We start from the raw sequence: 17219 nt of genomic DNA, 5'->3' as shown, positions 1-17219 counted from the left end.
CAACCAATTATTATGCAAACAGAGCAATTTTATTATGACAACCAGATTGTCAAGAAGTTCATCTATGCAACCTTATTCTGGGGTCTTATAGGGATGTCCGTGGGCTTGCTTTTGGCCTTTATGTTTTTGTTCCCCAATATGACCGAAGGTATTTCATGGCTTAGCTTTGGTCGTTTACGTCCATTGCACACCAACGCGGTAATTTTTGCCTTTGTTGGGAATGCCATATTTGCTGGGGTGTATTATTCGTCACAGCGTCTGCTTAAAGCAAGAATGTGGAGTGATGCACTTAGCAACCTTAACTTCTGGGGATGGCAGGCCATAATTGTTGCCGCCGCCATCACGCTTCCCCTTGGTTATACCTCAACAAAAGAGTATGCCGAATTGGAATGGCCAATAGATATTGCCATTGCAATTATTTGGGTAGCTTTCGGTATCAACCTAATAATGACAATGGTAAAAAGACGCCAACGTCACTTATATGTTGCCCTTTGGTTCTACCTTGGAACTTGGGTAACCGTTGCCGTTTTGCATATTGTAAATAGTATGGCTATTCCGGTTAGTGCGCTTAAAAGTTATTCAGCTTATTCCGGGGTACAGGATGCCTTAGTGCAATGGTGGTACGGGCATAACGCGGTAGCGTTCTTCCTTACTACACCTTTCTTGGGACTGATGTATTACTTTGTTCCAAAAGCAGCTAATAGACCGGTTTATTCATACCGACTTTCTATTGTTCACTTCTGGTCACTCATTTTTATTTATATCTGGGCTGGTCCTCACCACTTGTTATATACCGCACTTCCTGAGTGGGCACAGAACCTGGGAGTAGCCTTTTCCGTAATGCTTCTTGCTCCATCTTGGGGAGGGATGATAAACGGACTCTTAACACTTCGTGGAGCTTGGGATAAAGTTCGCGTAGACCCGGTGTTGAAGTTTATGGTTGTTGCAATTACCGGCTACGGTATGGCAACTTTTGAAGGCCCGATGCTTTCCTTAAAAAACGTAAACGCTATTGCCCACTTTAGCGACTGGATTATTGCCCACGTTCACGTAGGGGCACTTGCCTGGAATGGATTTTTGACCTTTGGTATGATCTATTGGTTGGTGCCCAGACTTTTCAAAACAAAATTATTCTCCGTAAAGCTCGCCAATGCACACTTCTGGGTTGGGACGCTGGGGATTATTATGTATGCCCTCCCAATGTACGTTGCTGGATTTATGCAGTCGTCTATGTGGAACCAATTTGATGCTGATGGCTCATTAAAATATCCAAACTTCCTTGAAACCGTGATTCAGATTACTCCGATGTACTGGATGCGTGCTATTGGTGGATCAATGTATATTTTGGGAGCTTGTATCGCCATCTATAATATTATTATGACTGCCAAAAAAGGTAGTGCAGTAACAGATGAACTTGCAGAAGCTGCCCCACTTGTACCTGTAACCAAATTACAGACTGCCGGTGAAGGCTACCACTCTTGGCTGGAAAGACGTCCTATTAAACTTACTATTTATGCAACAATCGCCATTTTAATTGGAGGTGCAGTTCAGATCATTCCTTCTTTGATGGTAGATGATTATGTACCTAGAATTGCAAGTGTGAAACCTTATACGCCATTGGAATTGGAGGGTCGCGATATTTACATCCGGGAAGGTTGTGTGTCCTGTCACTCTCAAATGATCAGACCTTTCCGAAGCGAGGTATTAAGATATGGAGAATATTCCAAATCTGGAGAATACGTATATGACCATCCATTTTTATGGGGAAGTAAACGTACCGGACCAGATCTTCACAGAATTGGAGGAAAGTATTCAGATAACTGGCACTTAAACCATATGTACGATCCACAGAGTACATCTTCGGGATCTATTATGCCTTCCTACAAGTGGTTGGTTACGGACAGATTGGATAAAAGTATGACTGAGCGTAAAATGAATGCATTGGTTACCTTGGGGGTACCGTATTCTGATGAAGAAATTGCCAACGCTCAGCAGTTAATGGACGAGCAAGGAGCCAAAATCGAGAAGAATCTTTACAGCGATCCTGATTTTGTAACTTCCTATGAAGCCGATAAGAAATATGCAGCAGAGAACAACGAAGAGTTTGTAGAGATGAAAGATCGCGAAATCGTTGCCCTGATTGCTTATTTGCAACGTCTAGGTACAGATATAAAAATGGAAAATGCTGATAACGCATCAGCTCAAAACGACTAGGTATGCTAAAATTTGTAAAAGGAAATTTAGAAAACATCGATAACGTTCAGATTTATCCAATGATCTCGCTTCTTATATTTTTCATCTTTTTTGTCGGACTGTTTTATTGGGTTATTACAGCAAAAAAAGAGCATATTCGTGAAGTGAGCAATATCCCACTTGAAAACAACAACCTAAACGAAGAAGAATTATGAAAAACACTGTAGCATATATTAGGGTGGCCATTTATATGGTTTTCGCCTTCTTTATATTTGAATTCTTTATTGATGCTGGAGATCAAATGGCCATTGTAAAATATCCTATTATTTGGGGTATCCTAGCCTTGATCTTGTTCCTGGCTATTGTATTGGAGGTTGTCATTGCGGCATTGCAAAGGGTTCTTTTTGCCGGTCTTACTCCTGCATCACAGGAAAAATACCTGCTTGCAGAAGAGAAAAGAAAGGATGCCCTATATGGTTGGTTCGAAAGAATGTATAAAAAATCTCTTGGAAGCAAACCAATTGAAAAGGAACAGGAAATTGTTTTGGACCATAATTACGACGGAATCCGCGAGCTTGATAACAATCTACCGCCTTGGTGGGTTTATATGTTCTATGCTTCAATCGTGTTTGCAGTAATCTATTTATTGCGCTACCACGTATTTGATGGCACAACTCAAATCGAAGAATATCAAATTGAATTGGCGCAAGCAAAAGCAGATTTCGAGGAATATAAGAAAAACAATAAGGATTTGATTGACGCCAATACCGTTGAGCTATTGACAGATTCAAAAGATCTTGCTGCCGGAAAAGTAATTTTTGGGGAAAACTGTGTCGCCTGCCATAAAGATGACGGAGGAGGAGGAATTGGTCCTAACCTAACTGATGAATATTGGATTTTAGGTGGTGGAATTAAAGATGTTTACCACACTATTAGTGAAGGTGGTCGTCCTGGAAAGGGAATGATTCCTTGGAAATCGGATTTAAAACCTTTAGAAATAGCCCAGGTTGCAAGTTATGTAATCAGTTTGGGTGGTACAACTCCGGCAGATCCAAAAGCTCCCGAAGGAGACCTTTGGACTGCTGAAAATTAATACAAAACAACTTAGAGTATTCTAGGAAAATAACTGGTTTTAGCAGAATCAACAAAACAGTACAATTTTGGACACTCCAGAAAACGAAGCGTTTAGGGATAGTATAGGGACTATCAATGAGGAAGGAAAAAGAAAATGGATATTTCCTAAAAAACCTTCTGGGAAACTATATGAATATAGAAAATATGTGAGCTATATACTGCTGGCGTTTTTCTTTATAGCACCGTTCGTCAAAATAAACGGCAATCAATTTTTGCTGTTCAACGTTCTGGAACGACGCTTCAATATTTTTGGTTATCCTTTCTGGCCCCAGGATTTTTACATTTTTGTAATCATGATGATTACGGGAGTGGTGTTTATTATATTTTTTACAGCTGCCTTTGGTCGGATTTTCTGCGGATGGATCTGTCCGCAGACCATTTTTATGGAAATGGTTTTCCGAAGGATTGAATATTGGATTGACGGAGACAGGGGAGCGCAGATTAGATTGGACAAACAATCCTGGAATGCCGAGAAAATAAGAAAGCGAGGTTTAAAATGGACCATTTTCTTATTTATTTCCTTTTTGACCGCCAATATATTTCTGGCTTATCTTATTGGGAGCGACAGACTGTTGCGATATATAATGGATGGTCCAGCGGATCATCTTAGTACTCTTTTTTCACTTTTCATTTTTACGGGGATTTTTTACTTTATCTTTTCCTGGTTCCGGGAGCAGGTTTGTATTATCGCCTGTCCTTATGGAAGGCTGCAAAGTGTAATGCTAGATAATAAATCCATAGTTGTGGCGTACGATCACAAACGTGGGGAAAAGGAAAAAGGAAGAGCGAAGTTCAGAAAGAATGAAGACAGAGAAGCTTCTGGAAAAGGTGACTGTATAGATTGCTTTCAGTGTGTAAATGTTTGCCCTACGGGTATAGACATTCGGAATGGAACGCAACTGGAATGTATAAATTGTACTGCTTGCATTGATGCATGCGATGATATGATGGATGCGGTGAATCTACCACGAGGTCTTATCCGGTACGCCAGTGAAGAGAACATTGAGAAAAAAGCACCGTTTAAGTTTACACCAAGATTAAAAGGATATACCGCAGTATTAGTGATTTTGGTTGGGGTGCTAATAGGATTACTGTTCTTACGGAGCGATGTTGAGGCGAATGTGCTCCGACTTCCAGGACAGCTTTATGAGCACAAGGAAAACAATATTATAAGTAATGTTTATACCTACAAGCTTTTAAATAAAACCTCTAATGAAAAGGGCGATATTCATTTTAAGCTAAAATCACCTAAGGGAACAATCCATACAGTAAAGCAGGGCGAGATTATTGTTCCTGCCCAAGGTTTGACCGAAGGGACGTTGTTTATAGAGATAAACGCTTCGGCCCTGAGTGGTGATAAAAACCGAGCGGTTATTGAAGTGTATAGTGGAGACCAATTGATAGAAACTACTAGTGCCAGTTTTATTGGTCCGAGAAGTTATAAGTAGGTTGCAGGTTGCGGGTTACAGCTTTCATCGTTCTGAATGACTGCATGACAACTTTCCTGCTAGGCGGTGTGCTGAGCTTGGCGAAGTATTTCGCCGCAGCCAACCCCGTAGGGATATAGAAAATAGTGAACATAAATTAAAAGATACCCGCCTGAGCGGGCATAACTATGAAAATTAATTGGGGTACAGGTTTAGTGATTGGTATGGTTCTGTTTATTGGTTTCATCATGTTTTTTGTGGTGCAGATTATGACCAATAAAAAATATGATTACGATTTAGTGACCGAAGATTACTACCAAAAGGAATTGGTCTACCAAAAGGAATTGGATGCTTTAGAAAACAGCAGCCACCTCGAACATAATCTCAGTTCAAAAAGAACGGATGAGGGCTGGGAAATTACCTTCCCAGAGGAACTGAATGTTTCTGAAATTTCTGGGACGGTAGTAATGTACAGGCCGTCTAGCAAAAAATTGGATTTTGAATTGCCCATCCAACTATCAAGTCCAGTATTATTGATTCCTGATGAAAGAATGGTAGGAGGAAAGTGGATAACCAAAGTAAATTGGAAATATAAAGGCAAAGACTATCTGTATAACGAGGAAATTCTTTATTAACATTAAAATTGTTCATTAATCGTTAAAGATTGAAAATTGAAATTGAACATTGAACATTGAACATTGAACATTGAAATTGAACATTGAACATTGAACATTGAACATTGAATATTGAATATTGAAAATTGTTCAATATTAATTATTCATTATTAAATACTCATTATTAAATACTCATTATGTTAATCACCGCACTCTTATTTGGCCTCCTGGGAAGTTTCCACTGCGTCGGGATGTGCGGTCCCATTGCTTTTTTATTGCCGGTTAATCGTTCCAACAATTTTAAAAAAGTAGGGCAGATCTTTCTTTATCACTTTGGAAGAATTTTTTCGTATAGCATTTTGGGATTGACATTTGGATTGGTCGGTACCAGTCTCAACCTTTTTGGAATGCAGCAACAACTTTCCATTGGTATTGGCATATTGATGTTGGTCGTAGTGTTGATTCCCCAGAAAACGTTCAATAAATACAATTTCTCAAGACCTGTTTTTAAGTTGATTTCAAAAGTGAAAACCGCTTTGGGAAAAGAATTGAAAAAGAAAACCCCTGACACTTTTTTGACGATAGGGTTTTTAAATGGATTCCTCCCTTGTGGATTGGTCTATATGGCTATATTTGGTGCAATTGCATCAGGTAATGCGCTGCACGGTAGTCTGTATATGGCAGTCTTTGGTTTGGGGACAATTCCTCTAATGACCTCAGCTGTATATCTTGGAAATTTTTTAAACGTACAAGTGCGCAAGCGAATAAGAAAGGCAATTCCAGTATTTGTAGTTGTAATTGCTTGCCTTTTTATATTAAGAGGGCTTGGACTTGGGATTCCGTATGTTTCGCCTACGCCGGTCTCTAAAACTGTAAATGCGGAAATAGACTGTCAGCCTATTAGCAACAATAATATTTTTAATCAATAAAACCTTTAGATTATGACAAACTTAGCAATACCACTTGCAGATTGGGGAATGGGAACTACCCTAATCATTATTTTTGCCCTGGTCTGCATTGTGCTTACCGTTATTGTATTGAGCTTTATTTTCGGTGGAAAGAAGAAAGACAGCGACAAAATGACCTCTACTGATGAGGAAACCTTTTAAACTCTCATTTTATGGCAATCCCAAATAATATTCCGCTTTTTGATTATACCGGAGGAATCGTAGTAACTGTTGTTTCAATCCTTATAGGACTTGGAGCCATCGCGATTATAATCTACTTCGTTGCTAAGAGCAAGAAGCGTAGAAAGATGGTACACAACAGGAAAAAGAACAATGATAATCCTGAAAGGATGAATTGACGTTTATTAAGGTAAATAGAATCTAATTTATTTGAAGATTCTATTTTACTCTCAAGGATTAGTGATTTTAGACGTAGAAAATTTAGTCTCGTTTTCGTACGTTGTATTAGTTCGCCAAATCCTTAATGGCTTGTACCGTTTCCACATTGTCAACGCCCAGGCCTTCTTGCTGGTGAGCCAATTCCCCTTTTTGGTTAAAGACACTAATGATATTGGAATGCGAGAAATCGATGGGCGAAATTTCCTTATAACTTACTGCCAATACCGCGGCAAACTCGCGTGTATCCTCTTCTGATCCACGAAGGAATAACCATTTATCATCGTCCATCTTATTTTCCTTCGCAAATTCTTTAAGTCGCTCCGGTGTATCCGTTTCAGGATCAATGCTTACAAAAACATATTGAACATCATTCTTTTTATTTTCTGGAATCTGCTTTTCAATATTTCTCATATCTGCAACCAATCGTGGACACGCAGCTTTACAAGAAGTGTAGATCATAACCATTACCAATACTTTCCCCTGAAGATCTTTCAATTCAATATCATTCCCATCTTGTGTAGTCCAATGAGAGGGAAGATTAAAAACGGACATATCTGAAATTTCATTATCAATTTCAATGTTCTCTATATCTGTAGCGAATTCATTTTTATCTTCCGAATTGTTTTTACAGGAAGACATTCCTATCACCAATACCAGGAAAAAATATTTTATATAATTCATTTTTTATTTTTTTAAATACTTAGAAACGGTTTCGATAAAGATTAGTAGCGTTGTTTGGCATTTATCTTCTACGACAAATTAAAAATTCCGGCAGGAATTTTCTAAAATGAACGACCTTGACAACTACCTATTACGACTTTTGCGTATTTTCATTCAGACATCCTTTTTCTTAAATCCATTCGTTCATGCAGAATTCTCGTAATTTCCACACAATTGTTAAAGAACATAATTGATTGAAAGCTAAAGTAATCTGAAAGTACTAAACACATATCCTCAATTCTTAAAAATCAATTCTAAATACTCATTTCTCACCACTCACTTTTCAATACTATCCAAATCCTTCGCACAGCGAAACCCCAAATTATTCACCGAATAATTCCCTTTTAAGCTACTTCTAAAAGCATATCGCATAAAGGCGGCGTAGTTCATTAAATCTGTTGCTCCAACTGCGGCTGCACTACAAAATAGGTTGTTATCGTTACCTCCCGTTCTCGATTCGGAAGCGATCATCACGGAATTGAAATCTTGGGTCCATTCCCACACCAGACCGTGCATATCATACACCCCCCAATAATTTTTAAACGTACTTCCTATAGTTTCATGTTTACCCTTGGGTTTTTCGTACCAATCCAAAATATACTGATTGTAACTTTCAGTAGTACGTGCATCGATTCTTTTGCTATCTGCCATCGCCACATATTCCCATTCATCAAGAGTGGGAAGGCGTTTTCCCTTGCATTTACAATATTCTTTTGCTGCAAACCAAGAAACGGAAGTTATAGGTTCATCTTCTTTGGTTTTTGGATTGGGTTTTAAATCTCCTTCCCAACCATTCAAATAGTTTTTATCCGCAAAAATTCCTTTTACCTGTGATTTTTGCCATTTCGGATTTTCCTTTAAAAATTGGATGTATTCTGAGACGGATACGGGATAAACATCCAAAAGGAAAGCCTCTACCTTAACCTGGGACGAATCCCTACCGTAGAGCGGAGTATAACTTCCTTTGGATATGGTAGCCATATCAATATTTTGGGCCGAAGCAGAAAATGCCACGGCCCAAATAAAACTTAAGATTAAAATATTTTTAATAGACAAAATTTACTGTTTTAAACGGACTTTCTTAACCATATCCTCAGTTACCTCAGTACCGTTATTGCCCCAATTGTTATAAATATAGGTTAGCACACTGGCTGTTTGTGCATCATCCAAAGATTGGGATGGCATTACGTTGTTGTATTTTTTTCCGTTTACGGTTATCTCACCGCTCTTACCGTGCAGGATAATATCAATTGCTCGGTCAATATCTGCGTTTAAGTAATCAGATTTAGCAAGTGGAGGGAAAACATCAGGAACACCCTGGCCAGCACCTTGGTGACAAGCTACACAAGTACGGGCATAAATATGCTCACCTTTTTCCAGTTTCTCAGCTTTGCTAAGTGCCGCTACAGGCTCAGTAGATTCCGCAGTGCCACTTCCTGGCATTTTCTGGATAATACCTCCCTCTGGTTGGTAAATACCTTCTTGGATCTTCCCTTTAAACACACGGTCGTTTTTTGGTCCTGTTGCAGCAATTACACCTAAAGCTCCTTTGTTAAAAGCTCTAAACACGCTGTGGTCAACTAGAATATAATCTCCGGGACCATCAACTTTAAGGTCAATCATTACTGCACCTCCGGCTGGAATAAGTGTTGTCTGAACATTTTCATTTATCAAGCTTCCGCCTTCCACGTGAACCTTATCAAAGATTTCACCGATAAGGTGGAAAGACGAAACTAAGTTTGGTCCAGCGTTACCAACAAAAAGACGAATAGTTTCGCCGACTTCTACCTGTAACGCTTTATCACCCAATAATGCTCCAACGTGACCGTTGAAAACTACATAATCAGCATCTTCCTTAATGGCTTTTTGCATATCGAAAGGTTGTAGCCCTGGCTCACCGTACTGTCCCTTGGTGTAGAAATCTCCTTGCATAATGTAGAATTCCTTATCTACAGGAGGCAGACCACCTTCGGGCTCTACCAAGATAAGCCCATACATTCCGTTTGCAATGTGCATCCCTACAGGGGCTGTAGCACAGTGGTACACATATATTCCAGGATTTAATGTCTTAAAGGAGAAAACGGTTTCGTGTCCTGGCGCCACCAAAGAGGATTCAGCACCGCCTCCAGGCCCGTTTACGGCATGAAGATCAATGTTATGGGCGAGTTTATTATCGGGATGGTTTTTTAGGTGGAATTCAATCTCATCGCCAACACGGGTTCTGATAAAACTTCCGGGTACCGTACCATCAAATGTCCAATAGAGGTAACTTACACCGTTCATCATCTCAAGCTCCAGTTCCTGGATTTCCATATCAACGATAAGTTTTTTGGCTAACCTGTTACCAACTGGCTGGGGAACAAAAGGAGGGGCAGTAAGTTCGGCGATCATTTCTTGGTTTACTGGAATGTCTGCCGCGTTCTCATAGGTTTTGTCAGATTGTGTATTAACGCAGGAGCTTAAAATAGCGGTCGCTCCAATTGCTATCAACACATTTTTTAGTGTAATTCTCTTAGAAATTAAATCCATAGGTTGATTTTTTGTAGATGTGGTTTATTGTGATTAAAGGTTGTTTGTAGATTCGGCAGCCTGCCATTTAAAAAGAACGGGATTAATACTTATCATTATCCAGGCCCAATCGTTCCTGTTTCCATCATAATTATTTTTTATAATTTCAGTTCCTTCGGATGTGAAAAATCGGGAGTATCCGGCCTTTATTCCCACGAATTTATTTAAAGAATACGAAGTTACTAAATCTATTTCGAAACCCAAATCCTTGGAAATATCGGAATCAATTTCGGAAGCGGCAAAAAATTTATGAAAATTTAAGATAATACCAGATTTACTGTTAAAAGAATAATTTGCACTTCCAAATATATCGATTAAGCCCACATTGTCTGTGTGATTTCCTGCATAAAAATAATCCATTAAACCATTAAATTTATGATTGGTACCATAAATTGGATTGAAGGAATGGTTTTTCCCATCTTTTGGTGTGCCATAATCATTTCCACTAAGGATTTCTCCGCCAAGTCCTAGTTTTATCTTTTCTGAGGCAGCATAATTTCCTTGAACCGAAAATAGATAGGCATTGATATTATTGTTTGCCAAATCTTTTCCAAACTGATAATATAAATTTGAGCTAAGATTGATTTTGGATAATTGTGAGCCTATGTGAAACCCTGCGGTTTGACTATAACGAGTGGAATTTTGTGAAGGATCAAGTTCGTCTATATATTGCAGACCATTATTAAGAAACAGGAAACTAGTGTTCCATTTTTCCCAGTCCTTATGGAACCATAAGTATTGAAAAGATTTATAATTGTTATCGGTTAACAGATTTCCTGTCAAAGCCTCTTTATCCTGGTTGTAAGCTACTCCTAAATGCACTTTAAAGGAAAGGGAGGGTCGGAGTTTTAAAAGCGCAACGTCGTGACTCCGTGCTTGTTGTCCCCAGTCTGAAGATCCCATCATCCGTTCATCATCATATGCGATTTCTTGTCTCCCAATTTTTAAGAAGAGCTGTGGTGAAAATAAAATTTCACCCCAAGCTTCATGTACAGTGATTCCATCATTGTTTATGGGTGTGGACCCAGATACCTCTCCCCAGACGCGCACATCTTGGGCGCTCAAATAAAAATGTAAAAGCTCACTCTGGTATCCAAAATTTAATCGTGTTCGCTGAGATACAAAAGTGGCAGGATCTGCATTATCCGGAAAAGGTGATTTGTACCCATGCCGATATTCAAATCGTGGTCGTATTTGCGCATCTACTGTAAACTGGGCAAACATAGGCTCGAGAACTAAGAGAAGCAAAAGAAAAAAAAGGTACTTTAGGTTTTTCATTTTATGTAGTGAAAAATTGATGGCGCAAAGGTCGGTTCCTTTGTCAATAAAACAAAACCAAAAGGTCTTTTTTTATTGTGAACACTAAAAAAAAAGACTGTCGATTGGACAGCCCTTTTCTATTTGTCTGAATGAATTTATTTAATTTCTAATAATTCCAGATCAAAAGTTAGATCCTGTCCTGCCAAAGGATGATTGGCATCCACTATAATAAATCCGTCCTTTACATCTGCAATCCGCAATTGATGCTCGGAACCGTCGGGATTTTTAGAAACCAGACCCATCCCAACCTCAGGTTTAATTTCGGGCGGTAGATTTTCATTGGGTATTTTTTGGAACAACTCTTTCTGGACATCGCCGTAAGCTTCTTCCTTTGGAATATTAATTGTTTTCTTTTCGTTCACTTTCATATCCACCAATCCTTTTTCAAAACCGGGAATTAAACGTCCTTCTCCTAGTTTTACTTCCAAGGGGTCACGCTCTATTGAACTGTCGAACACTTGTCCGTCACTCAATTTTCCTGTGTAGTGAAGTTTTACGGTTTCATTTCCTGTTACTTGATTCATACTGTTTTGTTTTACAATTACTTAATCAATAAGGAGCAAAACTAAAGGTTTGAATTTCCAATTCCACAGAAATGGGTGTGGAATTTTGGATTTTTGAAAAGTTTAGTGTCTGAAAATGAAGATAACTTCACATAACTTACTTAACGGTAAAGAGTTGGGCTTTAAATTTTTTAAGAAAAATATTAAAAGCCAAATAGATTTTCGTACATTCATTACTTCATCAAATACCTCCGATTTTATGGATACCAAACGATTTATTCAGTCCCTTGAGTTGCAGGATCCCATTGCCGCCTATCCTGCGCCTCGAGTTACCCGCGGCAAATTTAACAAAGCAATGGATTTAGCAAATTCAGAACAATCTTTTGTCGCCGATAAGACAATTGTTTCTTTTGTGGCAGGCGTAAGTCCACAATACCAAAAGGATGTTCTTAATTGTACCCTGCTTGCCCAGATGGCAGCAAATAAAAAATATAAGAATGGAAGTGGGGATACCTTAAAATGGTATCAAGAATATATTGACGTTCTTTCTAAATTAGGTTGGGTTGTTGAAAGTGCCGATGTAAATACTTATGAGGCCAAAGGGAGTATTGTAAAAGTAGAGAATGTGGTAATCGATATATTGGTATCCGCTTTTGGCAATAGCTATCTCAATATTATCACTAAAACTCTGAACGCGCTAAAAACTTCTAAAGAAAGCAAAAAACTTATTGCTTTCGAAACCAATACGAACGATGTTCAAAAAGGCTGTTTTCAATTGGCTACCGCAGTGGAGGAGAACAGTTCAATAATGATGGAAGTGGGTACATTTCTCCTTTCCTCATCCAACAAAATAAAACAGATTCTATTTTTTGAATTTGAACGTGATAAAACAAAATTGGAATATATCAACAGACGGGCTACCTTAAATGTAGATATATTCTCAAAATATCGGAATGATGTTGCAGCAAAACTTGATGATAAGGTGGGTAAATATATTTCTGAAATAGATATTTGATTATATGTGTTTATTATACTTCTAAATGATAACGACCATACTAGATAGCATCATTAATGAAGAAGAATTTGACCAACAATCTGTCGCCCAGGCCATCATTCAATATCCAGAACTTTTAGATTCAAAATATTGGCCCACGATGGACCAGTGGTGGAAACAACAGCAGGGTCCCCTCTATAATAGAGCTCTTTTCTTGTTAAAACAAGTCAGCGCTACCTCTAAAAGAAATGAACAGAATAAAGAATTCAAAAATCCCTTTGAGGAAAATATGCGAAATTTAAGTCGCAGCCACACCAATGCGGCTTGCGATTTTCTTGAACAAAATAATTTTTCCGGCAATGTAAACGAATACCTTGAGGCACTTAAAATTGATGTTGCGATCGAGGATCATTTTCGTGTCAAAGATGATTTGATAAGACTCTTGGACCTAATTCCCGATTTGGATCTGGACAGCGCAAATGCAATTCTCTCAAAGCTTGTAGGTAATGTTTTTGGTATCTCTGCTTTCCGAAGTAGTGTTTTGGATTATTTGATACTTCAGTTATACAAAGGGATACTTCGCATCTACATGAATTACCAACCCATAAACCTTACGGCATTTTTAATTTTATTACAGCACGCCAAAGGATTTGTTTTTGGGGCGGGTTTAAATCTTCCTGGCGAAATGCCCGACCCCAATGAGTATGTCGTTGGTCTTCTTCAAAATATTTATGATATGGAGCGGCAGTTAGCTTCTCCAGATACAAGGCAGGAATCGGTTATTGATGATGAAATGCTTCTTTCCGCATATCTTGGGGAACAGGAAAAGCAAGAAGGCAACAATCTTCAAGCTAACTTGAATAATCTGCAAATTGAGTTTGATAGGTTTTTGAAACTGGAAGAAATACGGAATATCCAGAACGCTAATTATCCAATTCTTTCAATAACGGATATTCAAAATTCTATAGGTTCTGAAACAGTGCTTTATATTCAGTTTATGGGAGGAGATGCTCAAGGGAATGCTGCAAATTTTATTCTGCTTATTACGAAGGAAGACTCACGCGCTATTTACGGTGTAGATCCCAATTTTCCGAGCGGTGATTTGGAAATATCCAGTGAAGGAATTTTGACAAATACCGCTGTGCTTTCCTTTAGCGTGCCGGATGTGAGGAGGGAAATTAAAAATGATCCTTATGGATATAATGTCTGCACAGAGGAGGGATTGCAACTGCTTGCCCATGATTCTGAAATGTTGCTAGAACCAATTTTGCCCTATCTGGAGGAATTCCGCCTTGCCGGAAAAACACATCTTATAATTCAGCCGCACGGAGCCTACCATTACTACCCGTTTCATTTGTTGCCTTATAAAAATGGTTTGCTTTCTGATGAATGGCTCGTAACCACATTGCCCAATCTTCGGTTATTAACTGTTGACAGAAAAACCGCATCCAATACTGGGCTTATTGAAATGGCTTCCTTCGGCCTGGGTTATGCCCAACCTTCTTCATTTGACATTCCGCCACTTGTAAATGCGATAGCGGAAGCAAATCAAATTGCAGGATTATTTCACTTTAAAGCTCTTACGGATATAGAAGGAAATGCGACAGAAAACAATTTCAGGGAAGCTTGTAAAATCTCCAAACGCATACATTTATGTTCCCACGGTTTGCACAATGTAAGTGCTCCTGCCTTTCAGAAGTTGTTCTTTGTTCCTTCAGAATCCCAGGATGGCAGTATTTCCGCCTGGGAACTGATGGACTTGGATGCCCAAAACGTAGATCTTTTAACCTTGAGCGCGTGTGAAACTGCCTTGGGTAGATTTGATGTTATGGATAATCTACAAGGATTACCTGCGGCATTTATAAAGGCAGGTGTTTCAACCATTATAGGTACTTTATGGGAAGCTGAAACTATGAGTTGCGAAACTTTTTTTGTCAGCTTTTATACCGCTATTACAGAAGGAAAAAGCAAAAAAGAGTCCTTTCAAGTGGCACAAAATTATACCAGAACCAAGCATCCTGAGTATCGGGACTGGGGAAACTTCTTCTATTTGGGAGCGGTGGATTGATTCAATATTAACGCTTTAGTGTATAACCTTAACCACAAAAATTATGGAAACCCAACTGATTTTTCAACTGACATGTATCGACTTAGAAAATGTAAAAATCACCATCGATAATAGCAAGATTGACCCTTCCCTATGGATAAAACGGAATAATGGAAAATGGGATATGGAATACCGGCTTCTTGGCAGAAGAAATTTAATCGTATCTATTATTGTGGCCGCCCAAATTGATGAAACCGTGACCTTAGAATTGTGGAGAATAGAAGAAAACGAAAGCATTGGTAGCTATTCGCTAAATGTAAAAAAAGATAATACCGCCGAATCGAAACTAGTAATTTTTGTAAACAAACCTTATAAAGAAACAGTTCCAAGCCCAAATGCTATTGAAAAAACTTCTCCGGCTATGGTAATTCCTGAACGGGAAATGGTTAGGCCACCACGGGAAACTCGAGGGTTTGAAAAAAAGAATATCCCTGACGTAACTGGCAACTTCGAAGTATTAATCTTCTTTGGAACTAACCGGAATACCATCTGGGATGAGGGCAAGGTGAAATTCGGAGTGGAGCGGGATAGCATTCATTATGGAACCGTTTTGGTCAATATCCCCAAGAACAAGGAAATGGGAGAAATACCAAGACCTAAATGGTGGAAATTGGAGTTTCGGGAAAATCCGGATAAACATGTTATGATAATAGATCGCGAAATTTTGCAAAAGGATGAGTTTTTTCCGCTGCTTCAGCAAACCATTGCAAATTCGGATGAAAATGATGCCTTTATATTTATTCACGGATACAATGTGGCTTTTGACGAAGCGGCCATGCGCACAGCTCAGATTGCCCACGATGTAAAATTCGGAGGTGCTCCAATACTCTTTAGCTGGCCCTCTCGGGCAAGTCTTGAGGGATATTTTAGCGATGAGGATAATGTAGTTTACAGCCAATCGGACATGATTCAATTTTTAAAGGATGTCCGCGAGAAAACAGGAGCGAAAAAACTGCATTTAATAGCCCATAGTATGGGTAACCGGGCATTGACTGCGGCGTTGGTGGAATTACAACGCGAGAATAATTTTGAGGATTTTCAGTTTACCCAAATAATTTTAGCCGCGCCCGATATTGATGCACAAATTTTCTGCAAAGACATTGCTCCTAAGCTTGCGGGTAGCTCAAACGGACAAATAACACTTTACGTTTCAGAAAAGGATAATGCTCTAAGGGCATCGCGCTCATTTCGCAAAAATTTGCGTCGGGTAGGGGATGGCGGAGCGGATATAGTATGTGCAAAAGGTATTGAAACCATAGATGCCAGTGACATTGATACCGATCTGTTAGGTCATGGTTATTTTGCCCAGACCAAAAGTTTGTTGGATGATATTTCCACTATTTTGGAAAAGAATGAAATACCTGAAAAACGCAACCTAAAATCAAAACATCATAACGATTTTGAATATTGGACATTTTGATTTAAGCCTAAGTCGAAGTAAGGTTACCGAGCGGATCCGAGGTACGTGTACCGAGCGGAGCCGAGGTACGGTTCTTCGTTCTTATAAATGTAAAAAAGCTATTGCTTTTGTCTTTCTTCCATTTCTTTTTCTTTCCGATTGTCTCTATCCGGATTATAGGTTTTATAGGCCATGTGCATTTGTGACAGATATTTTTCGGGATTAGGGGCTCCTCTATGGCACATAATACAAGCCACTACATACACCTGATCAGGTTTTGGGTCCGGGAAATAAGGCTTGAAATATTTCTCGTTGATATCATCTGCCATTGTGATCATTCCGCGGGCAATTTCCTTTTCAATTTTGCCGTCATCCGCAAAGTCCAATTTGGTAGGGTCTGTTTTGCTCGGCATATGACAATAATTACATTTTACTCCAAGCGCCACGGTATATCCCTTCATAAGATTATCCAAGCTATCTTTTGTAATATCCTGTGGCAATACTTTAAGGTTTTTCCATTTTGGTTGTGGCATATACCCTTCATCCAGATTAGGGGTCACATTAAATGCGGAAAGAGATACCGCCAGAATTAAAAATCCGATAATAGAGAAAATTGTGAGAATTTTTTTCTTCGTTTTCATAATAGGTTTATTTTAAATGGTTTGTGCTATTAAGGTAGAAAAAAATCTCTTTAGAATTCATATAAATTCTATAAATTTTGGTTTGGGCTTTATTTGGTTTCTGGAATATTCAAAACTGTGAAAATCTATTCTTATTTTCAAAACCATCTTTTCCGATAAAGCTTTTATAAATATCGATATTAAAAATAAGAATAGGGTATTGGAGCAATATTGAAGTGTTTTACCTTGCTAAAACGAGAAAGTAATTTCAAAA

At 38.7% G+C, this 17219-nt stretch carries 17 protein-coding genes; 11 read left to right on the top strand and 6 right to left on the bottom strand.

Annotated features, from left to right (window positions below):
* Window positions 1-12: 12 nt before the first annotated feature.
* From ccoN to EI546_RS05635, 8 genes are all read left to right on the top strand, one after another.
* Window positions 13-2214 (top strand): cytochrome-c oxidase, cbb3-type subunit I, encoded by a 2202-nt coding sequence (gene ccoN, locus EI546_RS05665; protein ID WP_128249634.1) that lies wholly within the window; start codon window positions 13-15, stop codon window positions 2212-2214.
* A 2-nt stretch (window positions 2215-2216) separates the two neighbouring features.
* Entirely contained in the window at window positions 2217-2408 is a 192-nt protein-coding gene (locus EI546_RS05660; protein ID WP_128249633.1) for a CcoQ/FixQ family Cbb3-type cytochrome c oxidase assembly chaperone, read from the top strand.
* Window positions 2405-3286, top strand: coding sequence for a cbb3-type cytochrome c oxidase N-terminal domain-containing protein (locus tag EI546_RS05655; protein WP_128249632.1), 882 nt, complete (start codon window positions 2405-2407; stop codon window positions 3284-3286). Before EI546_RS05660 ends, EI546_RS05655 begins: the two co-directional genes overlap by 4 nt.
* Window positions 3287-3353: 67 nt before the next feature.
* On the top strand, window positions 3354-4775 hold the full coding sequence (gene ccoG, locus EI546_RS05650) for a cytochrome c oxidase accessory protein CcoG (RefSeq protein WP_128249631.1): 1422 nt from the start codon (window positions 3354-3356) through the stop codon (window positions 4773-4775).
* A 167-nt stretch (window positions 4776-4942) separates the two neighbouring features.
* Window positions 4943-5389, top strand: a complete 447-nt coding sequence (locus tag EI546_RS05645; RefSeq protein ID WP_128249630.1) for a FixH family protein — start codon at window positions 4943-4945, stop codon at window positions 5387-5389.
* 176 nt (window positions 5390-5565) lie between these two features.
* Entirely contained in the window at window positions 5566-6297 is a 732-nt protein-coding gene (locus EI546_RS05640; RefSeq protein ID WP_128249629.1) for a sulfite exporter TauE/SafE family protein, read from the top strand.
* A 12-nt stretch (window positions 6298-6309) separates the two neighbouring features.
* Complete coding sequence (locus EI546_RS16170; RefSeq protein WP_164905179.1) at window positions 6310-6477, top strand: hypothetical protein; 168 nt, start codon at window positions 6310-6312, stop codon at window positions 6475-6477.
* A gap of 11 nt (window positions 6478-6488) precedes the next feature.
* Complete coding sequence (locus EI546_RS05635) at window positions 6489-6674, top strand: hypothetical protein (RefSeq protein WP_128249628.1); 186 nt, start codon at window positions 6489-6491, stop codon at window positions 6672-6674.
* A gap of 106 nt (window positions 6675-6780) precedes the next feature.
* Here the strand turns inward: EI546_RS05635 and EI546_RS05630 are convergent, their stop codons facing one another.
* From EI546_RS05630 to EI546_RS05610, 5 genes are all read right to left on the bottom strand, one after another.
* Window positions 6781-7395 carry an SCO family protein gene (locus tag EI546_RS05630; protein ID WP_128249627.1) on the bottom strand — a complete coding sequence of 205 codons (615 nt, stop codon included), beginning with the start codon at window positions 7393-7395 and terminating at the stop codon, window positions 6781-6783.
* Window positions 7396-7710: 315 nt separating this feature from the next.
* A complete protein-coding gene (locus tag EI546_RS05625) occupies window positions 7711-8493 on the bottom strand; it encodes a formylglycine-generating enzyme family protein (protein WP_410198324.1) in 783 nt (260 codons plus the stop codon).
* Window positions 8494-9963 (bottom strand): copper-containing nitrite reductase, encoded by a 1470-nt coding sequence (gene nirK, locus EI546_RS05620; RefSeq protein ID WP_128249626.1) that lies wholly within the window; start codon window positions 9961-9963, stop codon window positions 8494-8496.
* A gap of 33 nt (window positions 9964-9996) precedes the next feature.
* Window positions 9997-11280 (bottom strand): alginate export family protein, encoded by a 1284-nt coding sequence (locus EI546_RS05615; protein WP_128249625.1) that lies wholly within the window; start codon window positions 11278-11280, stop codon window positions 9997-9999.
* A 137-nt stretch (window positions 11281-11417) separates the two neighbouring features.
* Window positions 11418-11846 carry an FKBP-type peptidyl-prolyl cis-trans isomerase gene (locus tag EI546_RS05610; RefSeq protein WP_128249624.1) on the bottom strand — a complete coding sequence of 143 codons (429 nt, stop codon included), beginning with the start codon at window positions 11844-11846 and terminating at the stop codon, window positions 11418-11420.
* Window positions 11847-11961: 115 nt separating this feature from the next.
* On the opposite strand from EI546_RS05610, the gene EI546_RS05605 reads away from it, so the two are divergent.
* From EI546_RS05605 to EI546_RS05595, 3 genes are read left to right on the top strand one after another with little or no spacing between them, the layout of a single operon-like run.
* The gene (locus tag EI546_RS05605; RefSeq protein ID WP_128249623.1) at window positions 11962-12840 is read left to right on the top strand and encodes a hypothetical protein; all 879 of its coding nucleotides are present in this window, start codon (window positions 11962-11964) and stop codon (window positions 12838-12840) included.
* 25 nt (window positions 12841-12865) lie between these two features.
* Window positions 12866-14887 (top strand): CHAT domain-containing protein, encoded by a 2022-nt coding sequence (locus EI546_RS05600; RefSeq protein WP_128249622.1) that lies wholly within the window; start codon window positions 12866-12868, stop codon window positions 14885-14887.
* 43 nt (window positions 14888-14930) lie between these two features.
* Window positions 14931-16346: an alpha/beta hydrolase gene (locus tag EI546_RS05595; RefSeq protein WP_128249621.1), complete on the top strand. Its 1416-nt coding sequence runs from the start codon at window positions 14931-14933 to the stop codon at window positions 16344-16346.
* A 98-nt stretch (window positions 16347-16444) separates the two neighbouring features.
* On the opposite strand, the gene EI546_RS05590 is transcribed toward EI546_RS05595, so the two are convergent.
* Complete coding sequence (locus EI546_RS05590; RefSeq protein WP_128249620.1) at window positions 16445-16966, bottom strand: c-type cytochrome; 522 nt, start codon at window positions 16964-16966, stop codon at window positions 16445-16447.
* Window positions 16967-17219 lie beyond the last annotated feature (253 nt).

It is taken from the genome of Aequorivita sp. H23M31, assembly GCF_004022485.1.
GTDB lineage: Bacteria > Bacteroidota > Bacteroidia > Flavobacteriales > Flavobacteriaceae > Aequorivita > Aequorivita ciconiae.
The sequence above is the reverse complement of the archived record's forward strand: the minus strand, read 5'-3'. Positions and strand labels throughout refer to the sequence as shown.

Coding starts and splice junctions, on each gene's coding strand:
- ccoN (WP_128249634.1), top strand. CDS start 13: ATGCAAACAGAGCAATTTTATTATGACAACCAGATTGTCAAGAAGTTC.
- EI546_RS05660 (WP_128249633.1), top strand. CDS start 2,217: ATGCTAAAATTTGTAAAAGGAAATTTAGAAAACATCGATAACGTTCAG.
- EI546_RS05655 (WP_128249632.1), top strand. CDS start 2,405: ATGAAAAACACTGTAGCATATATTAGGGTGGCCATTTATATGGTTTTC.
- EI546_RS05645 (WP_128249630.1), top strand. CDS start 4,943: ATGAAAATTAATTGGGGTACAGGTTTAGTGATTGGTATGGTTCTGTTT.
- EI546_RS05640 (WP_128249629.1), top strand. CDS start 5,566: ATGTTAATCACCGCACTCTTATTTGGCCTCCTGGGAAGTTTCCACTGC.
- EI546_RS16170 (WP_164905179.1), top strand. CDS start 6,310: ATGACAAACTTAGCAATACCACTTGCAGATTGGGGAATGGGAACTACC.
- EI546_RS05635 (WP_128249628.1), top strand. CDS start 6,489: ATGGCAATCCCAAATAATATTCCGCTTTTTGATTATACCGGAGGAATC.
- EI546_RS05630 (WP_128249627.1), bottom strand. CDS start 7,395: ATGAATTATATAAAATATTTTTTCCTGGTATTGGTGATAGGAATGTCT.
- nirK (WP_128249626.1), bottom strand. CDS start 9,963: ATGGATTTAATTTCTAAGAGAATTACACTAAAAAATGTGTTGATAGCA.
- EI546_RS05615 (WP_128249625.1), bottom strand. CDS start 11,280: ATGAAAAACCTAAAGTACCTTTTTTTTCTTTTGCTTCTCTTAGTTCTC.
- EI546_RS05610 (WP_128249624.1), bottom strand. CDS start 11,846: ATGAATCAAGTAACAGGAAATGAAACCGTAAAACTTCACTACACAGGA.
- EI546_RS05605 (WP_128249623.1), top strand. CDS start 11,962: ATGAAGATAACTTCACATAACTTACTTAACGGTAAAGAGTTGGGCTTT.
- EI546_RS05600 (WP_128249622.1), top strand. CDS start 12,866: ATGATAACGACCATACTAGATAGCATCATTAATGAAGAAGAATTTGAC.
- EI546_RS05595 (WP_128249621.1), top strand. CDS start 14,931: ATGGAAACCCAACTGATTTTTCAACTGACATGTATCGACTTAGAAAAT.
- EI546_RS05590 (WP_128249620.1), bottom strand. CDS start 16,966: ATGAAAACGAAGAAAAAAATTCTCACAATTTTCTCTATTATCGGATTT.